This window comes from Leptobacterium meishanense (genome assembly GCF_037645805.1).
Taxonomy (GTDB): domain Bacteria; phylum Bacteroidota; class Bacteroidia; order Flavobacteriales; family Flavobacteriaceae; genus Leptobacterium_A; species Leptobacterium_A meishanense.
On record NZ_JBBEXE010000009.1, the window covers coordinates 48,836 to 70,651 of the forward strand.

16 protein-coding genes are annotated in these 21,816 nt (G+C 35.8%); 1 reads left to right on the forward strand and 15 read right to left on the reverse strand.

The window, feature by feature from the left end; all coding sequences use genetic code 11:
* Position 1: 1 nt before the first annotated feature.
* The 14 genes from WBG21_RS10120 to tsaD all read right to left on the reverse strand — a co-directional run bounded on the left by WBG21_RS10120 (position 2) and on the right by tsaD (position 15,516).
* Positions 2–724, reverse strand: a complete 723-nt coding sequence (locus tag WBG21_RS10120; RefSeq protein ID WP_340077507.1) for a hypothetical protein — start codon at positions 722–724, stop codon at positions 2–4.
* 119 nt (positions 725–843) lie between these two features.
* Entirely contained in the window at positions 844–2,031 is a 1,188-nt protein-coding gene (locus WBG21_RS10125; RefSeq protein ID WP_340077509.1) for a class I SAM-dependent methyltransferase, read from the reverse strand.
* Between the two features lie 7 nt (positions 2,032–2,038).
* Entirely contained in the window at positions 2,039–3,127 is a 1,089-nt protein-coding gene (locus WBG21_RS10130; RefSeq protein WP_340077511.1) for an AI-2E family transporter, read from the reverse strand.
* Positions 3,128–3,191: 64 nt separating this feature from the next.
* Positions 3,192–3,803, reverse strand: coding sequence for a DUF4159 domain-containing protein (locus WBG21_RS10135; RefSeq protein ID WP_340077670.1), 612 nt, complete (start codon positions 3,801–3,803; stop codon positions 3,192–3,194).
* 89 nt (positions 3,804–3,892) lie between these two features.
* Complete coding sequence (locus WBG21_RS10140; protein WP_340077513.1) at positions 3,893–4,792, reverse strand: alpha/beta fold hydrolase; 900 nt, start codon at positions 4,790–4,792, stop codon at positions 3,893–3,895.
* 55 nt (positions 4,793–4,847) lie between these two features.
* Positions 4,848–5,714, reverse strand: coding sequence for a sigma-70 family RNA polymerase sigma factor (locus WBG21_RS10145; RefSeq protein ID WP_340077515.1), 867 nt, complete (start codon positions 5,712–5,714; stop codon positions 4,848–4,850).
* A 34-nt stretch (positions 5,715–5,748) separates the two neighbouring features.
* Entirely contained in the window at positions 5,749–6,417 is a 669-nt protein-coding gene (locus WBG21_RS10150; protein ID WP_340077517.1) for a peroxiredoxin-like family protein, read from the reverse strand.
* Positions 6,418–6,488: 71 nt separating this feature from the next.
* A complete protein-coding gene (locus tag WBG21_RS10155; RefSeq protein ID WP_340077519.1) occupies positions 6,489–6,866 on the reverse strand; it encodes a VOC family protein in 378 nt (125 codons plus the stop codon).
* Between the two features lie 98 nt (positions 6,867–6,964).
* On the reverse strand, positions 6,965–7,474 hold the full coding sequence (locus WBG21_RS10160; RefSeq protein WP_340077521.1) for a M35 family metallo-endopeptidase: 510 nt from the start codon (positions 7,472–7,474) through the stop codon (positions 6,965–6,967).
* 13 nt (positions 7,475–7,487) lie between these two features.
* Positions 7,488–11,147 carry a LamG-like jellyroll fold domain-containing protein gene (locus tag WBG21_RS10165; protein ID WP_340077523.1) on the reverse strand — a complete coding sequence of 1,220 codons (3,660 nt, stop codon included), beginning with the start codon at positions 11,145–11,147 and terminating at the stop codon, positions 7,488–7,490.
* 22 nt (positions 11,148–11,169) lie between these two features.
* Positions 11,170–12,843 (reverse strand): Hint domain-containing protein, encoded by a 1,674-nt coding sequence (locus WBG21_RS10170; protein ID WP_340077525.1) that lies wholly within the window; start codon positions 12,841–12,843, stop codon positions 11,170–11,172.
* A 209-nt stretch (positions 12,844–13,052) separates the two neighbouring features.
* Complete coding sequence (locus WBG21_RS10175) at positions 13,053–13,682, reverse strand: hypothetical protein (protein ID WP_340077527.1); 630 nt, start codon at positions 13,680–13,682, stop codon at positions 13,053–13,055.
* Between the two features lie 78 nt (positions 13,683–13,760).
* Entirely contained in the window at positions 13,761–14,468 is a 708-nt protein-coding gene (locus WBG21_RS10180; protein WP_340077529.1) for a 16S rRNA (uracil(1498)-N(3))-methyltransferase, read from the reverse strand.
* A gap of 22 nt (positions 14,469–14,490) precedes the next feature.
* A complete protein-coding gene (gene tsaD, locus WBG21_RS10185; RefSeq protein WP_340077531.1) occupies positions 14,491–15,516 on the reverse strand; it encodes a tRNA (adenosine(37)-N6)-threonylcarbamoyltransferase complex transferase subunit TsaD in 1,026 nt (341 codons plus the stop codon).
* Positions 15,517–15,635: 119 nt separating this feature from the next.
* Between tsaD and WBG21_RS10190 the strand changes: the two genes are divergently transcribed.
* On the forward strand, positions 15,636–20,027 hold the full coding sequence (locus tag WBG21_RS10190) for a translocation/assembly module TamB domain-containing protein (protein WP_340077533.1): 4,392 nt from the start codon (positions 15,636–15,638) through the stop codon (positions 20,025–20,027).
* On the opposite strand, the gene WBG21_RS10195 is transcribed toward WBG21_RS10190, so the two are convergent.
* Positions 20,024–21,751: a sodium:solute symporter family protein gene (locus tag WBG21_RS10195; RefSeq protein ID WP_340077535.1), complete on the reverse strand. Its 1,728-nt coding sequence runs from the start codon at positions 21,749–21,751 to the stop codon at positions 20,024–20,026. The two genes, WBG21_RS10190 and WBG21_RS10195, sit on opposite strands and share 4 nt — an antisense overlap.
* Between the last annotated feature and the right edge of the window lie 65 nt (positions 21,752–21,816).

Consider the following 21,816-nt stretch of genomic DNA (forward strand, 5'->3'; position numbering starts at 1 on the left):
TTTAATCATCTAAGAGGTCTGATGATTCTTCGAGTAAGTTCTTTATAAAATCTGCTAAAGCCCTGTTTCCATCATCATCGTTAGGGTTAATTTCAATTACTCCATTATTGTTGCCATCTGTAGCTGAAGAGAAATCGACAGAAGATGCAGCACCGAAAATAATATCAAGATCAAAATTAATAGTGATATTGGTAGTGCCTCCGTCAACAACTATGTCGACAGTATCATTAGAGAAATCTACTTCAAACTCCTCTTCGGTATCATGCCAAAACACAAATGGGACATCATTGATAGTCCCTCTTATAAGGATAGACTTATCGAATAACTCACTTGAGGTATTTTGACTCTTGTGAAAATCAAATTCGATTTCATCATAAGTATTGTTTGGCAGATCTACATTTGCAATGTTGATTGAAGTACTTCCGGAAAGTAGATCTAATTCAAAAGGACCTTGCAATTCCACTTTATCCTCTCCAATAAGATCTTCAATATTATTGTCGTCCAAATCATCATCAATTTCAAATTCAATTTCTCTTATATTAATAAGGAAATCGGTTAAGATGACATTGTCAGGGTTTCGGGAGCCAATATTGCTACTGTTAATAGATGCTTTGGCATTGATGCTTACATTGCCATCATTAGAATCATTACTGCTACTACACGAAATGTTAGTAACTACTAGGGCAGTTACGGCAAAAAACGGAAAAAATCTTTTTAAATTCATAATAATTGTTATTTATAAGTTAAGTTGTAGATACTATAATATATAACCTTTTTTGGTCATATTTATTATGATATAAACAGCTAAAAAAAAGAAAACCCTACCATGTTAATTAAAAAATCTTAATATTTTTTGCAATAGATACCAATCTTAACTCCTTTATAATCTGTTGTAAAAAACAAATAATCATCCCCGCCATCCTTGATGTTTAGCTTTTTTCTAATCTGTGCAACACTCTCTGGGAAGTTTCGGGTACTGATATTGGCTTTTTTAAGTGTTTTTAACTTGCTTTTGAGCAATTTTCGTTGGTATGGAAAGGAGTTTATAATTTCAAATGTCCGACCGGGAAAGGAAATAAGATTATCTGAAGTATATAAGTGGGAATGTAAGTGTAATTTGTCAAGCTTATAGTATTTTGCGATACTGTTAAAAGCTCCGGTCTTCATAATAGCACTGTTGGGTTCGTATAAATACTTTTTGGGAGCTGCATACGTAACACCTGCCTGCTTCTCTTTATGAAATAGAAATTCAAAAGTTTCCCGCTTTTTATTTTTGATGTTAACCGCTTTTATTTTTATCACTTTACTATCAGAATGACTATTTAAGATCCATAGAAGCTCTTTTACTTCATTTTTAACTGCCACTACGTGAATTTCTTTTACACACCGAAGTTCTTTTATCCCGATCGAGATGTCTAGTAACGGAGCTGTTTTTATTAAAATGTTTTCTGTTTTATCAAATAGAAGGTCAATATGACCGGGAACATTAGGAATGCAGTCCTGTAGCATAAAAACTTTTCCTTTTACATTATTTCTTCGAGAGGGGTCTAGGTATATCCAATCAAATTTCTTGGAAGTTTTTTTTAGAAATTCAATACCATCTCCATGGATAATTTCTATATTATCAACTCCCAGGACCTGATAATTATAAGAGACAGTTTCAACTAACTCAGGGTTAATCTCTAAGTAAGTTATTTCTTTCAATAATTTTGCAAAATAAAATGAGTCAATACCAAACCCTCCGGTAAGGTCAACTAATGATTTTCCATTTACCAAACTGGCTTTATATGCAGCGGTAATTTCAGAAGAGGTTTGTTCAATAGCCAGTTTGTTTGGGTAATATATTTTGGGAGTATTGAACCAGGTAGGGAGTTTTTTTTCTGATTTTTTCTTTGAAATAAGTTGTTCGGCGAGCTCTGAGGCCTTCACACCATCAAAATCAGGGTTTTTAAATAAAACTGACGAAGTGTCAGTATTTAAATTTTCATCTATAAAATTCTGAATACCAGTTTTTAATATATTTTTATTCAAAGTTTTACTATAGATTTTTAGTCAATGATTTAACTACCTTATTTTCTGCTAAAAATTCCTTTAAAATCACCTTTATAACGGTATACCCAGGTACTGCAATAACCATTCCGGTAATACCAAAAAGCAACCCTCCTATTATGATGACTAAAAAAATTTCTAACGGATGTGAACGAACACTGTTAGAAAAAATATAAGGCTGGCTAAAGAGATTATCAACCAATTGTGCTATGATAAACCCAATGAAAACATAAATGGTTTTTGGCAAAATAACACTACTGAAATCTTGTCCTAGATTGCTTGTCATTGTAAGAAATAACATCAATAATCCACTTATAATAGGACCAATGTAAGGTACTAGGTTTAGCAGTGCGCAGAGGAAGGCAATTACAATAGCATTGTCTATTCCGAAGATGAGCAAAATAATCGTGTATAGAATAAACAGGATAAGGATCTGTAATAACAGGCCAATAAAATACCTAGAGAGTAAATCTTTCATTTTGTCAAATGATTTTTTGAGGCGTCGCTCTTTATCATTAGGGACAAAAACCATAACACCATCCTCAAAAAGACGGCTATCTTTCAGGAAGAAAAAAGATATGAAGACAACAGAAAATAGGCCAACACTAAAATCTCCAAGAAAATTAGCAACTGCGTTTAAAAAGTTTGGAATAGCAGCAAAATTTAGCCCTGAGAGTATACCGGAATCTTTAATAGTTTGTTCAATGTCTATTTGGTTGATGGCAAAGTAATCAGAGACTTCCCTATACAGACCTTCTATGTTTTCTTGAAGTGCTTCTACATTTAATAATGACAGATTTTGTCCTTGTTTTATTACTAGTGGGATGAACATGGAGATAAGCCCTAATAAAAGGGTAACCATAATAACCATGGTAACAATAACTGCAAATGTGTTGGTAAACTTTAACCGGTTTCGTAAAAAGAACACTAGAGGTCTGCCAATGAGTGATATAACAGCAGCAATAGTGATGTAAATAAGTACAACTTTTATTTTGTATACTAAAAAAAGCAACAATGCAATACCTGCTAAGATGGCAATGGCTCTTATAATTCCGGTAGCTATAACTCTTGAATCCATAGGTATGGGTATATAAAATTTTTGATAGTATGTTTGGTATAAATTATAGTTATATTTTACGGGGCTAGTTTTTAAAAGCATACTCTACAATATTGGCCCCCATTTGCAATGCTTGTACACGTATTTCTTCGGGGTCGTTATGTATTTCTGGATTTTCCCAGCCATCTCCTAAATCACTTTCGTAGGTAAATAACAGTACTAACCTGTTCTGATGAAAAATACCAAAGGCTTGGGGGCGTTTCCCGTCGTGTTCATGGATTTTAGGGAGTCCGCTTGGAAAATGGTATGTTTGGTTAAAAATAGCATGATTCGCAGGTAATTCGATTAATTCTTTATCAGGAAAGACCTTTTTTAGTTCATTCTTGAAATAGGGTTCCATTCCATAGTTGTCATCTACATGGAGAAATCCCCCAGAAAGCAGGTAATTTCTAAGATTTTGTGCTTCTTCAGGTGTAAAAAACACATTTCCATGTCCGGTCATATGAATGAATGGATATTGAAAAATGGATATATCACCAACTTCTACGATACGGGGCTTAGCGTCAATGGCTGTATTAATGTGTTGATTGCAAAATAAAATAAGATTGGGCAAAGCAGTAGGATTTGAGTACCAATCGCCACCACCACCATATTTTAATACAGCAATTTCCTGTGCTTGTGTAGTCAGGGTTATCATTAGTACAATTAAGAGGTGTACAGGTTTCAATCTCTTGGTTTTATAAACAACAGGAGGCATTTACCTCCTGTTATCATTAAAACTCAAATTTACTGATTTTTACCTAATAACCAGTCTTTTATAATGAGCGCCATTCTTTCCCCATTTCCTTCGTGGGGGAAGTGACCTTCATTTTCAATTAAGTGCAGTTCAGAATTGCTTAATATTGATGCGGCTCTTTCAGGAATTCCAAGCTCATTTACAGGGTCTTTAACACCATAAATTAACAAGGAGGGCTTTTTGGAAAGTTTTGATGACATGGCATCTTTAATAGTGATCATGATCGCTGTTGAATCTTTGAGATTGACCAATAATTTACGCACCCTTTCCCGTTTTTCTTTAGTGTTAAATATATTGAAATAATGCTGTTGCACATCTTTTGGTACTTTTTGAGCTTTGAGTTTGTTGACCATTGCCCATACAACAATATTAAACTGTTGGTTGATAATTTTCAACGGCCAAGTAGAAAGTACCCCAATAAAATTGTGAAGTTTTTTAAATTCATTAGTAGGGAACATAATCGTACCTGTAAATATAAACCCTTTGAATAACTCTGGCTTTTGTGCAGCAATATAAAATCCGGACGGACCTCCTGTATCATGTCCTAAAAAGTACAGATCTTCCAAGTTCAATTTCTCAATAAAAGCATTCAATATTTTCGATTGACTTTCTATAGTATATTCATAAGCCTTTGAAGGAATAGAAAAACCAAATCCAGGATAATCGAGAGCGATGCACCGGAACTCTTTTGACAAAACTTTTATCATGTCACGGTACATAAAAGACCAAGCACATGCCGGATGCGAAAAGAGGATAATGTCACCTTTACCTTCATCGATGTAATGGACTTTGTTATCATTTATTTCCAGAAATTTGCTTTCAAAAGGATAGTGTTCCCTGTTAAGCCATTCAGGTATCACAAAAGTAGCATTTGTTAATACAGTTTCCATAAAATTGTGTTTTTATCCTTATTGACAGAGAACTGTGGATTTTGTGACACAATTTTTATAAAGAAATATACTTAAGTTTGTCTGGATTGGCCGTAATATAAATGTTAGCTATTTTATTTTCAACGACCTCTAGTTCTATAAAAAGCCTGATTTTATTCGAAGCTACATTTACAATATTTAATTTTCCATTGATGTATTTTATCTTGTAACAAGTAACCTTGGGGGTAATTTTTTGAAGCCTTGAAATGATGAACTCTGCTATGGTATCTGAACCTGTCAAGATATTTGTAGCAGCTCCTTTTACTTTGCCGCCACTATCTACATAATATTTTATATCGTTTTTTAATAATGATTTTAGCCCTTCTAGATCATTTTTATTAATGTAATAGATGAATTGGTCGATTACTTTTTTCCGGGTTTTAAGTGCTATTGTTTTCTGGTCTGGGAGTCGCTTGATTTTTCTTTTTAGCCTGCTGTATATCTGTCTCGACTCTTCTTCTGTCGTATTTATTATAGAAGCTATTTCAGCATGTTTTGTTCCATAAAGGTTTTTTAATACCAACACAGCTCTTTCATAGGGGGTCAACTTGTTAAACAATAAAAAAAGTGCTTGATCTATACTTTTATTGTCTTTTAATTCATCTTCCCAGAAAGTATCTTCAACAGGTGTGGCTAACTGAGGCCCAACATAGCTTTTAGGGTGTTTTTTTAAGTGATTTAAATGGTCAATGCATAAGTTTACAACTGTTTTTCGGAGATACGCTTTACGATGTTTTATGTTTTCTTCGAAAGGGATTGTTTTTATATAGGCATCTTGAACAATATCTTTCGCAACTTCCATATCTCCGACCATATTATAAGCAATAGCTATAAAGTATTTCTGGTGGTTGGATACAATATTAGCTATATGGGAGGTATTCATTGTTATAAGATTATTCTCTTTTCTTAGAATATAATTATAATGCTTTTAAAGCATCAATAATGTCTTCGGGGGCGGCCCGTTTTTTATAATTAGTGTCTAGAAAAGCATATTTTATAATGCCGTCTGTACCTATTACATAAGTTGCCGTATAGGGCAATTCATTACTAGTATCACCATTATAGGCATGTAGATCGAATGCATTTTGGTATTTTTCAGCAGTTTTAACATCTAATTGATAAGCAATGTCGTATGTTTTTGCAACCGTATTTCCAATATCGCTCAGAATTTCAAACCCTAGCTGGTGCTTTTCACTTGTAGTTATTGATTTGTCTGGCAACTCAGGGGTTAATGCTAATAAAGTAGCCCCTTGTTCTTTGAATGCAGGCAAAGCTTCTTGTAGTTGCGCCAAATACTTGTTGCAATAAGGACACCATCCACCACGGTACCAGGTTATTATCACAGGACCATTTTTCAGGGATTTTTTTAAGTTGATTTCTTTCCCGACAGCATTTTTTAGGGTAAAATCAGGAGCGATATCCCCAATATTATTAGCTGATTGTTGTAGAGTCTCATCAGGTGTTGATACTTCTTTTTTGAGGGCAGTGTTTTTAATATTGTTTTTTGTGGTTTCTTTTTTTTCTTTCGTGTTACAACTTATCACTATGATAAAAAGTATTACTAGTATGGGGTGAATATATTTCATGTTTATTTATTATGAATAATTAAGGCTCAAAGTTACAGATTTCATTTTTTAAAATGAACTATTAGGGTAAGCTATTGGATTCTCCAAGGAGGGTTTTTTCTATTATCCCCACCATAGTATAAAACAAGCTGATTCCCATCCGGGTCTTTTAAACTAGCTTCCCGCCACAGCCATTTTTTATCATTTGGGAGTTCTTCAAAAACTATTTGTCCAGCAAGCAATTCGTTAACATAGGTATCTAAATCATCACATTCGAAATAAACATAAACACCATCACCTTTTGGTAATGCTGTTACTTGATGGATAGAGAAAGTGGCATCGCCTTGTGGGCATTCAAAACGGGCATAATGGGGCAGTGCTTTTACGATAAGCTTTAACCCAAGCCTTTCATAAAAAGGGATAGCAATATCTAGATTTAATGAGGGGATAGTAACTTGGTTGAGGTTCATTACATATATTTTAGCTTATGTATACATAAATTGTATGAAGCTAAAATTAGTAATTTACCAGAAAGTTTTTTGACCAATTGCTGAAATTATTAAAGGATTCAATGAAAAGATGCCGCAAAATACTTATAGTTTATGGGTGATTTGATGGCAGTGTCCGGATCGTATGCTGCTAAAAATTTGGCCCCATCCTGATCGCTGGCGATATCCAGATTGTAATCAGTATCTGATGTAACAGCCAGTTGTATAATGGAAAGGGCACCATCTTTGACAACACTTAGGTCTGCTTGCGAAAACATGCCCATCCATGGCAATACAATCCTGTTTGATGAGGAAGAATCTTTACTGTAGCAAAAATAGAGCCCGTTTTGAAGTTGATTTCGTGTCATCGTATTTAGCATGTATTGAAAACTCGTATTGTTAAGGACGGTTATGGCATTTTGGTAATTTGAATTTACCGTAGTTTTTAAACCGTTGCCAAACCATGTAGTATAGTTGGGAGAAGTGTTTATGGCATTCATAGCATTGGTAGCCATAGTTATTGCTAATTGATGGCTTTGAAAAACCATGCTCTGTTGTGCGCTGCTTCCTCCTGTAAAAGATATGTTCATATGTCTTAGAAATTTAATTGATATCTGAAAATTCATAAATGTATGATGCATACTTCCAGTACCACGGTATTGGAGAACTGCTAAGTACTCTTATGGGGAGCGGTACGGCACAGACACCTTGTTGAGGGTTTTGTGCATTGGATTGCATCTTGGTTTTCCAATTTGCAACAGTGTCCATACCCCAATGCGCAAAGATTTCTTGCCGTATTTCAATGGCTTTAGCAGCTGAATTAACACCAATGCTACACTCACCATCATAGGTTAAACTCCTGGAGTTGTAATTAGCACTTCCTATAATAGCATATTTATCATCAAATAGAGCTAACTTGGAATGGATATAGATGCTCCTGAAATTAACGGACAATCCCGGCAGTTGAAACTTTTCTTCATTTGGGCTGAGTGTGTCAAAATAGCGTACTGCAGAGGTGAAAATTAAATTAGAGTCAGTAGTTTCTTCTAAATTGATAAGGTTAGAGCCTATTGCAACGGAATAAGATTGTCCGTTACTTTTTAATGTATAGTTAAACACAGCATACTCAATGCCCTTCCCGTCAGGAACGGATACGGATGCACTACTGCATTGATCTTTGGTAATAATTGTGCCACCGTCAAAAGCAATACTGCTCCATTTGCCTGTTTTTAGTACGATGACGGCATAAGCAACCCTTATCATGTAAAATTGCCCTCTTTGGTCTTCTGTATCGTTCCCTTTTGTGGGATAAGGAACATTAATAATACAGCTGTAATTAGGGTTACTGCTTAGTTTATTGGCAATGGCGTTGACCACATCAAGGTCGTGAAATGTGAAGTTTTCAAAATACGAATAGACAGAAGATGCATTTATTTGCTCAATAATTTTATCTTTTATCTGGGTAAATTTCTCTTCATACTCGGATGAAGTAATTAAAACATCTATAGGATATTGCGGGTCTGATGTAATAGGGTTGGTATAAGGAAACTTTGAAGGTGTTCCGGGCGTGCAATTGTTGGTTCCGTCCAAACAAGTGTCATGTTTTACATGATAGCACGAGAATTTTACATAGGTTCCGTCTTGAGGAAGCCCATAATGCATCTCTGATTTTACCCATCTTCTGTTGAATTCATTTTCAACTTGCTCTACAATAGGCCCTTGTAATAATACAGCAGTATCGTGCCAAGTATGGAAATTATTATGGTCGCTCATTGGGTGCGTTTCATCATCCCAATAAGAAGGGGTGATATTGAACCCTCCAACGAGACCTACTTTCACTCCATTTACTGAGAAAATAGCTAATTTTTGGTGTTGAGAATATAAAGGTGTGTAACTTGAAGAAGAGTTATACGACTCCATTGCTACACGAATATTTTCATATTGTGTTAATGCTGCTTTTGATTTGTAATTATCTCTTGCATCAACTCCTTTTATGACTTTTCTGGGGAAGAATTTAACAATATCGGCGTTCTCTATCATATGATATATGGCAGCGGTATTGAACATCATTACATAAGCTTTCTTGCCTGCATCAGAAATAGCTTTGAATAAATTTTCAAAAGTAGGCTGATCGGGCACTACTTTACCTGTAGCGCTATAGCTCCCCGTTTGAACGGCCATCAATAAATTTCTCAATAATGGAAAATAAGATTGTCCATCCATCACGATAGCATAGGAACCATTGCTGCTTCCCCCACCAGAAGCACTTCCTACACCTATTTTATAAGATGCTTCATAGGCTGCGTTGGATACTTCTCCCATCAAACCCATATTTGTAATAGCTGAACCCACCCCTACAGCAACGGCTGCACCAAGTACTACGGGTGACATTATAGTGGCTCCTGCGGCTACTGCAGCAATAGTAACTACTGTGGCAACTGCCGCAATGCCAATTCCGGCCCATTTGGCAACGCTTGACCAACTCCATGTGAATTCTGCTAAACGTACCGGGTCTCTTTTTGCCAAGAATCTTACATGAGATGCAGGGGGAGAATCATATACTTCCTGGAGATTGGTAGTAATGGTTTGTGGTATTGCTGTTGAAGGAACTGTTTGCGCATTAAAGAGAATAGGGACATCGCTTGGGCTTTCTAATGAGAAAATCCAATCTCCTGCTTGCGGGTTTTCGATGTTGAATGCGTGAACGGAGTCAAAACTCATCAATACATATTCATTATTTTCTGCGGTGGCTGCTGTCAGTTGGGTACCATCTGGTCTGTATACTTTTAGAATAGTATCTTCCGGAAACGTATTGTTATTCAATTCTTTATCAAAAACAGCTCCGTACAGATATGGGGTTCCTGTAGGGATATTTAAGGATTGTCTTCTTATGGCAGGATGTGCTATCGGAATGAAGGTGACATTTCCAGAGGAGGCACCATTGTTTCCGGTAGGAGATGCATCATTAAAATTATTGTCCATTTTCCAGAACCCTACAAGCCCGGCCTCATTTCCTGATAACCCATTAAAACGGGTATCTTGGATTTCACTTTCATTGATGGCTTTGTTCCATATAGTGATATCTTCAAGGGTTCCTTCAAATTGCTTATATGGATTTTGTGGTTGAATGCTATTACCAATAATTAGATTTTCTGAATTGGAAACATTAAGTGGAGTGTTTAAAGTAGATTTTGGAGTAACCGGAATTTTTATTCCGTTGTAATAAATAGCAATTTGTCCAGAAGTTCTCGTTACTGCCACACTATGCCAATGCCCGTTGAGCGCATCTGTAGCACCGGAATTGACCTCATAGTACCCAAGGCCATTGTCTGTTTTCATCTGGAATACCCCATTAGGATTGACAACTAGTAACCAACCGGCATCTGTAGCAGCTCCCTCTTCCGAGGACTTTCTGGACATAATCGTTCCCGGTTGTGTAGTTCTAAAGAGTGCAGTTAGTGAAAAATCACCTGTTCCAAAATTATATACTTGATTGGAGGGGATTGTAATCTGTCCTGTGCCTGAAATATTAGCTCCATAATCTTCCTCTATATCCTCATGCATATCAATTGAACAGTAAGAGTAATGATTATTACCTTCTACCCATACACAATGGTAAATGGGTATAAAATGAACATTTCCAATAGGGTCTGCTTCATTTTTTATTGGAGATGTGTCTGTAAAATCTTTGTTCATTTCCCAAAATCCAACAAGGCCATTACTACTGGGATCCACATTGTTGAACATGGTATCCCTTATTTGATCTGCATTAAGTGCTTTGTTCCAAATGGTAATATCTTCAAGAACACCTACAAATTGAGGGTTAGGTACCTGTTGGTCATCAGAATTTCCAAACAATAGCCGCCTTGTATTGGAAACATCTAAGGGGGTGGGCAAGCTTGATTGTATGGTCGTATGAAGGTTTTCGCCATCCAAGAAGATAAAAAGACCCCCATTGAGCCGCATTGCTGCAATACTATGCCATGTATTGTCAAGTACAACAGTAGGGGACGAGGTTACTTGAAAGTAGCCTTGGCCATTACTTGTTGTAAAACGGATAGCTCCATTATCTTCGATGTAGATTAGCCACCCGGCACCTTCTGTTGCTCCTTGCGGAGCTATATTAGAAAGTAACGCGCCTGATTGTTTGGTTTGAAATAATACAGTTACTGTAAAATCACCTTTCCCAAAATTATATGCAGTATTTGTAGGTACTTCAATATAGGATGAAGCACTTATTTTTATACCATAATCGGTCTCCATAAGTGTATTTTATAATGGTTAGTTATTTTTTGTCTTCAAAAAATGAATCGAGGTCTTTGTATAAGTAGGAAGGTATTTGTTTTTTTACCCATTCTTTATCATTAGATAGCATATGTCTATATGCTTTTTGAGCGTTTACATCTCCGGTTTTAACCCCATTTGCTATGAAAGAACCAATAATCCCATTAAAATCTTCAGGCCTTTCATAAGGTCGTGTGGCTATATTGTAGAACATCCCTTTGAAATCGCGTATTGTTTCAATTGCTGTTATTTTCACAGGACCTTCTTTGGTAATTAATGGATCTCCTTCTTTTAGTTCTGAAGCAGGTGTAGGTTTGTTGTTTGTAAAAAATACATGGTTGTCACTTGTGGTAATTTCTACGGTGTTTTCTAAGCATATTTTTAAAGCACCTCCGATGTGCATTCCTTTATTAGTCCACTCTACTTTTGCTGTTCCGCCGTTAAAATCAGTTTTTACAAAGTCTCCGGCAACAATATCTGCTATGGGTTTACTTCCCCCTTCTGCCATGTCCACTACAGTGTCTTCACCTAAGCAATGCCATATAAAAGCAATAGGCATGATACCTAATGTGCCATCTAATGGATCATCATCTGAAGTAAGCTGGCTCTGGACATTTGCGCTTCCTAAGCTTCCATCGGCGAGTGTTACGATGATTTGGCAATAAAACAGCGCTTCCATGTCCGTAGGCCATGTTATATGTTGAAAAACAATCGGATTGCCTGGATCGCTTGTGGAGATGCCGGCAGGCAGATTCCAATTTAGTTTATTAGGATTGGCAGGGTCTATACTAAACCTGGAGTATACCGTAGCCATATCCGTTACATTTAATGTTACAGTACCGCCATTTACCTGATTGGCTACATAAATTTGAAGCAAGAAGTTTGAATTTGGAGTAAGTGTTTGTATTGCTTGATTAAAAACAACACTTCCCACAAAGGGTATTTTTCCAATAGGACTACTGGAAGTAGGTTCGTTCCAAGCATAATCAAACCCTGAAGTTCCTCCTTGATCTGTCCAAGGCCTTCCTAATCCGATGTTGATAGCGGTTGGTATTCTGGGATTGGAAGTGGTCCTTACGGGTGCAGAAATGGTGGGATCGGCAGTAGTGTTATAAGCTCCTCTTTTTGCAATACCGGAAATAGGGGTAGGGTCTTCTAGTTGGTTTTGAGCCTTCTTTGGAGTGCCTGAATAGCTTAAATATGAAGTAACATCTAAATTGGCTGTACCGGAGTTTGGAGAGGTTGCAACAGATAACAGTGTACCTGCCATATCATTGTTTGCAGCATGTGTAATAATGTTCCCTGTAGCATTATCCTTAATAAACAGTAACAAACTCATACTTGCATATCCACCGACGATAGTCCCTATTCCATTAGAGGCTACATTCCGTGTTGTAGAATCAAGACCGACACCCGGGATACCAAACATGTTTTGGAAACCGGTATCCGTTTCTAAAGTGTTTTTTACCACCTTTCTTTGTTCCTGCGCCCTCTTTTTAACGTGTAAAGATTCAATAATTCCCGGATAACGTTCGGTATCAAAGCTTTTTTGAGCAAACATTAGGGCAAATTCAAACTGTTTAGGATCGTTAAAGTCGTACTCTAATTGACCGCTTTCAGGTATGATGCTGTCAATGTAATTAAACAATTCTTTTTCTTGATCGTTTATTTTCATAATTGGTTGTTTTTGATATTGTGTTATAGAAACAATACCAGTTTATAGGTTATTTTGTTACATTGTTTAATTGCCGACAAAATTTGAATTGAAAAATAACGGGAGGGTGATACAATGTACAACCTTTTTTAACAAAAACAAATAAGCTTACAAAAAAAGTAGTATTCTACGGTAAAACCGTAATTTTTAAAAAAATAAAGAGGTAAAATTTATTTTTCTAGCAGTTTGTTAAATTCATTGAGTGCATTCATAAATGCATGAAGGGACTCTTTTGCTTGATTTTCTGAATGGATAGTAAAGGAAATGTTTTTTTGTATCAAGCCTGTCCGGTTTGATATAAATTCACGCCAGAGTGTATTTTCTAAGATAAGACCATTATTATTGCGAACTTTGATGGAAACTCGCGCTATAGAGCCATCCATATTACTAGATAAGCCAATAACGATAGGATCGGTCAGGTTCAGTATAAAAAAACTATTGTAGGGTTTTTGGATTGTTTTTTGCCCGTTTATGCTTTCCCCTTGTAATATATCAAACATGATAAGGTAATTCTCAGGATCATTTTGTTGTTTTGTAGCCCACTCTTTTACACGGGTTGTAGCCCATTCTTCTTCCATTAGAAAGTAATATACATCTTCATCCTTGTTTGCTTTTTTCTCGCGTTTATTTTTTTCAGGGATATGCTCATTACAATAAGACATATTTGAATGGTATGTACAATAACCAATTGCATGGGCAGCTTCCTTTAACTGTTGCCACTCTTGATTTTTTTCTTGTGACAACATGCTTATAGTGAAAAACAAAAAAGAGTATGGAAATGTTTTTTTAAAGAGTTTCATGTGTTACTTTCTTAAATGTGTTAACAATTGTTTTCAAAGAAATCTCCTGAGATCTAATGGTATTGTTCATAAGGCTGATCAAAAAGAATTCACAAAAACCACACCATGGCATGCAACTACCGCTGCTGTTTCCGTACGAAGTCGATTTTCACTTAGTGTAAGGGGTAAAAACCCATCTTTTTTGGCAAGTTGTAACTCTGCTTCTGAGAAGTCCCCTTCAGGGCCAATTAGAATGGTAACTCTATGGTCAGGCATTAGATTTCTTTTGAGGGTATATTTTTCCCCTTCACCACAATGGGCTATAAATTTTTGTCCTTCATGAGATGTTTTTAAAAACTCTTTTAGCGAAACAGCTGGATTGAGTTTAGGCAAAAAGCATTGTTGTGATTGCTTCATGGCTGATTGAATAATTTTTTCAAAACGTGAGGGATTTATTTTTCTTCGTTCGGAGTGTTCACAAATAATGGGGGTGATTTCATGAATACCTATTTCAACGGCTTTTTCTAAAAACCATTCGTAACGGTCATTCGATTTAGTGGGAGCCACAGCCATATGAAGGTAGTACTTTTTGGAGAGCTTTTCTTTCTGCTCTTTGATAGTGGCCACACAGTTTTTTATATGAGCGACAGTAATAATAGCTTTAAACAACCAACCTTTGCCATTAGTAATATGTAATGTATCCCCTTCTTTTTTTCGAAGTACTTTTATAATATGTATACTCTCTTCTTTATCAAAAGTGATTTGCTGTGTTTTTTGGGTAATATTAGGGTTGTAAAATAACTGCATATAGGTACTTGTTATACGTAATTTATAATGTGTAACGAGCTTTTACGGAAACGGTTTCATCTGTAAAATCTTTTCTCAAGTATTTGTAATGTCCAACAATGCCAATCATTGCAGCATTATCGGTAGTATATTCAAATTTAGGGATGTGCACCTTCCAACCATATTTTTTTTCTGCCACTTCCATTGCTTTTCTAATTCCTGAGTTAGCAGAAACCCCACCGCCAATAGCTACTTCTTTAATGCCGGTTTGTTTCGCTGCTTTTTTAAGTTTATCCATCAAAATATGGATAATCGTATATTGTATAGAAGCACAAATGTCTTCTAAATTATTTTTTATGAAATCAGGGTTTTTGGTCATGTTTCGCTGGATAAAATAAAGTACACTGGTTTTAAACCCACTAAAACTAAAATTAAGCCCTTCTACTTTTGGTTTTGGAAAAGGAAATGCCTTAGGGAATCCTTTTTGCGCATACTTGTCTATTAAAGGTCCTCCGGGATAAGGCAATCCGAGAATCTTGGCACTTTTATCGAACGCTTCACCAACGGCATCATCAAGTGTTTCTCCAATTATATCCATATCAAAATAGCTGTTGACCTTTACAATTTGTGTATGCCCACCACTAATGGTCATCGCTAAAAAAGGGAATGATGGAACATGATGCCCTTCTTCTCGAATAAAATGTGCTAGAACATGTGCCTGCATATGGTTTACTTCTATGAGCGGGATGTTCAGCCCAAGTGCTAAAGATTTAGCAAATGAAGTACCAACAAGTAAAGAACCCATTAACCCCGGGCCTCTTGTAAAAGCTATGGCAGATAATTGTTTTTTATCGATATTTGCTTTGGCTAACGATTGATGAACCACTGGGACAATGTGTTGTTGATGTGCTCTTGATGCTAATTCAGGGACAACTCCTCCATATTCTTCGTGAATTTTTTGGCTGGCAACAACATTAGATAATACTTTTCCGTTGTGTAGTACAGCAGCAGCAGTGTCATCACATGAAGACTCAATAGCTAATATAATTATGTTTTCAGAAGAGCTCATCAATGTTCTTTTTGGAATGAAAATTGAACTAATACAAAAGTAAAACAATAAAAAAGATCAGAAGATATAGAAAAATACTTATTCGTACAGTTATTGTACTCTTATCATTATTTGTAATAATGGGTATTTTATTTTCTTTACCCCCTGTACAGAACAAATTAGCAAAGTGGGCCACAAACAAAATTAATACAGAATTTGGCACTAATATTAACATTGACAAAGTAGACCTCTCTTTTTTTGGGCGGGTAGGTTTGAAAGGTATCTATATAGAAGACCATAAGAAAGACACACTCGTTTATATTCAAGAATTGAACACATCACTTTTGAGTGTAAGGAATGCCATTAACAATAACCTGAAATTTGGCACGGTGAATATAGAAGGTCTTACATTCAATTTAAAGACCTATGAAGGGGAGCCGCTTACTAACCTAGATGTATTTATAGCTAAATTAGAAAACCCTTCAGATACGATTTCGAAAAGTACATTTATATTAACATCCTCAGATGTTTCTATTGAAGAAAGTAAGTTTCGTTTAATAGATGAGAATGTTTCAAAACCAAGGGTTTTAGATTTTGAGAACTTATTTATTGAAGTAGATGACTTTATTATTGAAGGGCCTAATGTAGCCGGAGCTATAGATGAATTGGCATTTACCACAGGTAGGGGTATTGCAATGCGTAGACTGCAAACCCAATTTTCATATACCCCTCAACAAATGCGGTTTGAGGATTTGTCCATCCTTACCTCCCTTTCAGACATAGAAGGTATGGTTGTTTTTGACTACAAAAGGGAAGATATGGCCGATTTTATCAATAAAGTTAATATAACAGCAAATTTTGAGCAGTCAGAAGTATCATTAGATGAAATAAACCTTTTTTACAATGAGTTTGGGGCTAATAAATTAGTGGTTTTTTCATCAGAAGTGGAAGGTGTTTTAAATGATTTTACCGCAAAAAATTTCGATCTGGAATCCGGAAATTCATTAATAAAAGGGGATTTCCATTTTCAGAATATTGTTACTTCATCGGCTCCATTTCGATTAGGTGCAGAGATGGAAAATGTAACATCCAGTTATGATCAATTGCAATTGTTATTGCCGGATATTTTAGGAAAAAGTTTGCCTTCTTCTTTAAAACGCTTGGAGCAATTTACTATAAGGGGCAACGCATCTGTGACCGAAGAAAAAATAAACATGGCAATTAACTTATATACTGGTTTAGGAAGCAGTTATGCAGATATGGAATTGTCAAATATCGGAGACATTGATAATGCTTCATATCAAGGTTTTGTATCTTTTTTGAATTTTGATATAGGGACTTTTGTAAATGACAAGGCGTTTGGAAGAATCACTTCCGATTTTGATGTAGTTGGCAGTGGCTTCACTCAAAAAAAACTTAACACAGAGATTACAGGAAAAGTTTTTAAACTCAACTATAATGATTATGATTATAGAGACCTTCAAGTAGCTGGTTTGTTGAGAGATCAACTCTTTGATGGCAAACTGGTATCATCAGACCCTAATGCACAATTTACTTTTGAAGGGTTGGCAGATATGTCCGGAGCTAAAAACAAGTTTAATTTTACTGCTGATGTGGCCTATGCTGATTTTAAAAAACTTCATTTTATTACCACTGACAGTATTTCCATTTTTAAAGGTGTTGTAAATATGAACATGACAGGGAACACTATTGAAAATCTGGAGGGGGATATTAATTTTTTAAATACTAACTATACCAACCCCAACAACACCTATTCTTTTGATGATTTTAGTTTAAGCTCTTCTTTTTCAGGAGAGGAACGTATTATAGAAATTAATTCACCTGATATTATCACCGGAACTGTAAAAGGAAAATTTTACCTTGATGAGGTAGGGAAATTAATAGAAAATTCTATAGGAAGTATTTATACAAACTATAGTCCGCATAGAGTATCCGAAGGGCAATACATGGACTTCAACTTAAAGATTTATAATAAAATAGTAGAAGTATTTTTTCCTGAAATTGTATTTGGGAAAAGTACGACGGTCAAAGGAAGTATGATAGCTGACGAAGGAGATTTTAAATTAACGTTTAAATCTCCATACCTGAGTGTTTATGGAAATGTTTTTGATGATGTAAAACTTCGGATCGATAACAAAAACCCACTCTTTAATACCTATGTGGAAGTACAAGATATTGATGCGGGGTTTTATAAAATTAAAGATTTTAACCTTATCAATACAACGATTAAAGACACATTATTTTTTAGGACAGAATTTAAAGGAGGGAAAGGGAAGGAGTATAATGATATTTACAATCTTAACTTTTACCATACATTCAATAAAGATAAAAGCTCAGTCATAGGGTTAAAAACTTCTGATGTTGGCTTTAAGGGGAATAAATGGGTGCTTAATGAGAAAGGGAATACAAAAAATAAAGTTGTTTTCAATCGGACATTAGATAGTATTACCATTGAAGAAATAGAAATGAGCTTAGATGATGAATACATAAGACTTCAAGGAGAATTGGTTGATTCCACATATAAAAACATTAAGTTACGATTTAAAGATGTGGCACTAGATAAAATAAGCCCATCAATAGACAGTTTGTCCATGGAAGGAATACTGAATGGTGACATGAATATATTACAACAAAACAAAAATTACTTCTCTTCATCCAACCTATTCATAGATGATTTTACTGTAAACAGCCAAAAATTAGGAAAACTAACTGTTGGGGTAATAGGAGATGAAGATATGAAAACCTATACTGTAGATGCTAACTTAACAAACAACAATCTGGAAAATCTGAGAATAGCCGGCGATGCCAGGTTTACTTCTTCGGGACCTGATGTAGACCTGCAACTATCGCTTAATGATTTAGACTTAAGCCCCTTTAGCCCATTAGGAGGAGAAGTATTGTCCAATCTTAAAGGTTATTTATCAGGAAATGTAGCAGTAATAGGAAACCTTAAAAACCCTGACATGAATGGACAATTGACCTTAAATGGAACTGGATTGAATATTCCCTATCTTAATGTAGCTGTTGATTTTGATGACGAGGCAAACGTAAAACTTTATGGGCAATCCTTTGAATTTGATAATGTAGTTCTAACAGATACAAAATACAATACACAATCACTTTTAGACGGAACCATCACACATACCAATTTTCAAGATTGGTTTTTAGATTTGAAATTGAACACATTAGGAGAGAAGTTTCTAGTATTAAACACGGAATATGATGAGGATGCATTGTATTATGGTACCGGGTTTATTAGTGGAGAAGCAACTATTTCAGGGTTTACCAATGCATTGAATATAAATGTAGCCGCAAGGACGGAAAAAGGGACAAGCTTTAAAATACCTATAAGTGATGTGACAACAATAGGAGACACATCCTATATCCGGTTCATAGATAAGAATGAAAGTGAAGAAGTAAAAAGAAAACGGGAACTTTTAGAGTACGAAGGCCTGGAATTGTCATTTGACCTTGATGTAACTCCTGATGCAGAAGTAGAAATAGTAATTGACCGAAAAACAGGAAGTACCCTGAAAGGAACCGGAGCAGGGAATTTGCTCATAGAGATTAATACGAATGGAAAATTCAGGATGTGGGGTGACTTCATTACTTTCACGGGAATCTATAATTTTAAATACAGGGGCTTACTCACTAAAGAATTGCGGGTGTTGCCTGGTGGAACCATCACTTGGGATGGTGACCCGTTGAAAGCAAACCTTAATATGGAAGCGGTGTATTCAACAACGGCAAATCCGGCTATTTTGTTGGATAACAATTCCATTACTAGGAAAATTGATACTGATGTTGTTATAAAATTGGAAGGAGAGCTTTTACAACCAACGATTGATTATGATATTAATTTTCCAAACACAAATGGTGTTGTTGTTTCTGAATTGGAGTATCGATTAGAAGATCGGAACAGGCGTGAGTTACAAGCACTTTCATTATTGTCTCAAGGCACATTTATAGATGAAGTGAGTATTTCGCAACAAGCTTTAACAGGCAATTTGATAGAAACAGCTTCTAGTTTAATAAATGATATTTTAAACGATGGGGATGGGAAATTTGATGTTGGATTGTCTTATGAACAGGGAAACAGAAACCTTTTGGGAGTAAACACACAAGACCGATTGGGTGTTACCGTATCTACACAGGTGAGCGACAGGATACTTATCAATGGTAAAATTGGGGTTCCTGTAGGTGGTGTTACTGAGTCGGTAGTGGCTGGTGATGTAGAAGTGCAAATCCTATTAAATGAGGATGGTTCTTTAAGTGCAAAAATATTCAACAAACAAAATGAAATTCAACAATTTTTATCAGACAGGCAGGGATATACTCAAGGTATAGGGCTTTCTTATCAAGTAGATTTTGATACTTTTAGGGAACTTTTCCGAAAATTGTTTAAAAAATCAGAAAAGAAAAAAGAGCAGGAAGAAACTCCAAAACGAGAAAACATAGGCAACGGACTATTAAACTTTTCTTCTAAAAACAAAAAGGCTTCCCAAGATTAAAAAACTTTTCTCCAGAGCCGTATAAGAAAAAAAGAAGTTATAATGACCACTCCGGTTAAAAGTGATGCATGAGTATAGTTTCCATAAATGTAAAAACCGGTAGCAAAGAGCGCAGCGTATACACCAATTATACCACATATAAATGCACCAATTTTATAACGAAATCCTTTAAATTTAGAATCCCCTTCAAAAATCAACTGGTTAAAATCAATGATGGTTTCTCTATTGGAAGGCCGGGTTAATAATGTAACCAAAACCCATCCTAAAGTAGTAACAACAACCCCTAATACCAGTTTCCAATGACCAGCAATAATAAAGAAAGGCTGTGTTTGTTTCCCATCAATAAAGAAGATTAATGCAATGGCAAATGATATGATCATGGCCGCAATTTCACTATACGGGTTGATTCGTTTCCAAAACCACCTCAAAATAAATAACAAACCAGTTCCTGCACCAATTTGGAGTAAAAGGTCAAAAGCTTCTTTAGCCTCCTCCAACACCAATGCCAATAAAGCAGCTAAAACCATCATTATGAATGTTGAAATCCTTCCAGTCAACACTAATTCCTTCTCGGAAGCATCCGGTTTTATGAAACGCTTGTAAAAATCATTCACCACATAAGAACTTCCCCAATTCAGGTGTGTAGATATTGTACTCATAAAAGCCGCGATGAGAGAGGTGATAACAATCCCCAAGAGCCCTGCTGGCAGAAAAGTAAGCATAGCTGGATAGGATAGGTCATTTTTAACATAACCAGCATCTAAATTAGGAAAAGCAGCTTGTAATGATTCCAGATTAGGAAAAACTATGAGGGATGCCAGCCCGATAATAATCCATGGCCAAGGGCGTAATGCGTAATGTGCAAAATTAAAAAATAGTACGGCACCGGTAGCATGCTTTTCATTTTTAGCAGCCAACATGCGCTGTGCAATATAACCACCACCTCCCGGCTCTGCTCCCGGATACCAGACACTCCACCACTGCACAGCTAACGGTACAATAAGCAATGGAATATATACTTCCGGTTGAGAGAAGTCAGGAAATATATTGGTTTTATCCGCCAAAGAAGGTGTATTTAAAATATTTTTAATACCACCAACTTCAGGTAAGTTTATAATATAGAATGCTGCCCAGATACTACCCACCATTGCTATGATAAATTGTATAAAATCGGTTATTAACACTCCCCTCAAACCACCTAAGGCAGCATATAGCACAGTAACAATAGAAGCAATTAATAAAGTTTGTTGAGGAGAAAACCCAAACATCACATGCCCTATTTTAACAGCAGCCAAGCATACATTGGCCATTATAACGATATTAAAAAATACCCCTAAATAGATGGCCCGAAAACCTCTCAAAAAAGCAGCAGGTTTGCCACTATATCGAAGTTCATAGAACTCAAGATCAGTTGTGACACCACTTTTGCGCCATAAACGGGCATAGAAGAAAACGGTCAACATTCCCGTTAATAAAAAACTCCACCATACCCAATTACCGTATACGCCGTCCTCTCGTACTATTCCTGCCACCAAATTAGGGGTGTCTGCTGCAAAAGTGGTAGCTACCATGGATACGCCTAACAACCACCAAGGCATATTACGACTTGAAAGAAAGAATGACTTAGTGTCTTTTCCTGAAGATTTTGATACCCAAATTCCAACGGCAAGAGAGACTAAAAAAAAAGAAATAATGAGAATATAATCAAGTGTAGCTAAAGTCATAAAATAAAATTTATTAACGAAAACGTTTGAAATGCTAAAAGCGTATTAAATAAGCTATTACAATA

What these genes read in the sequence shown, in the direction of transcription:
- WBG21_RS10190 (WP_340077533.1), top strand. Translation starts at nt 15,636, where the DNA reads ATGGGTATTTTATTTTCTTTACCCCCTGTACAGAACAAATTAGCAAAG.
- WBG21_RS10150 (WP_340077517.1), bottom strand. Translation starts at nt 6,417, where the DNA reads ATGAAATATATTCACCCCATACTAGTAATACTTTTTATCATAGTGATA.
- WBG21_RS10145 (WP_340077515.1), bottom strand. Translation starts at nt 5,714, where the DNA reads ATGAATACCTCCCATATAGCTAATATTGTATCCAACCACCAGAAATAC.
- WBG21_RS10155 (WP_340077519.1), bottom strand. Translation starts at nt 6,866, where the DNA reads ATGAACCTCAACCAAGTTACTATCCCCTCATTAAATCTAGATATTGCT.
- WBG21_RS10175 (WP_340077527.1), bottom strand. Translation starts at nt 13,682, where the DNA reads ATGAAACTCTTTAAAAAAACATTTCCATACTCTTTTTTGTTTTTCACT.
- WBG21_RS10165 (WP_340077523.1), bottom strand. Translation starts at nt 11,147, where the DNA reads ATGGAGACCGATTATGGTATAAAAATAAGTGCTTCATCCTATATTGAA.
- WBG21_RS10135 (WP_340077670.1), bottom strand. Translation starts at nt 3,803, where the DNA reads ATGATAACCCTGACTACACAAGCACAGGAAATTGCTGTATTAAAATAT.
- tsaD (WP_340077531.1), bottom strand. Translation starts at nt 15,516, where the DNA reads ATGAGCTCTTCTGAAAACATAATTATATTAGCTATTGAGTCTTCATGT.
- WBG21_RS10130 (WP_340077511.1), bottom strand. Translation starts at nt 3,127, where the DNA reads ATGGATTCAAGAGTTATAGCTACCGGAATTATAAGAGCCATTGCCATC.
- WBG21_RS10120 (WP_340077507.1), bottom strand. Translation starts at nt 724, where the DNA reads ATGAATTTAAAAAGATTTTTTCCGTTTTTTGCCGTAACTGCCCTAGTA.
- WBG21_RS10160 (WP_340077521.1), bottom strand. Translation starts at nt 7,474, where the DNA reads ATGAACATATCTTTTACAGGAGGAAGCAGCGCACAACAGAGCATGGTT.
- WBG21_RS10180 (WP_340077529.1), bottom strand. Translation starts at nt 14,468, where the DNA reads ATGCAGTTATTTTACAACCCTAATATTACCCAAAAAACACAGCAAATC.
- WBG21_RS10195 (WP_340077535.1), bottom strand. Translation starts at nt 21,751, where the DNA reads ATGACTTTAGCTACACTTGATTATATTCTCATTATTTCTTTTTTTTTA.
- WBG21_RS10170 (WP_340077525.1), bottom strand. Translation starts at nt 12,843, where the DNA reads ATGAAAATAAACGATCAAGAAAAAGAATTGTTTAATTACATTGACAGC.
- WBG21_RS10140 (WP_340077513.1), bottom strand. Translation starts at nt 4,792, where the DNA reads ATGGAAACTGTATTAACAAATGCTACTTTTGTGATACCTGAATGGCTT.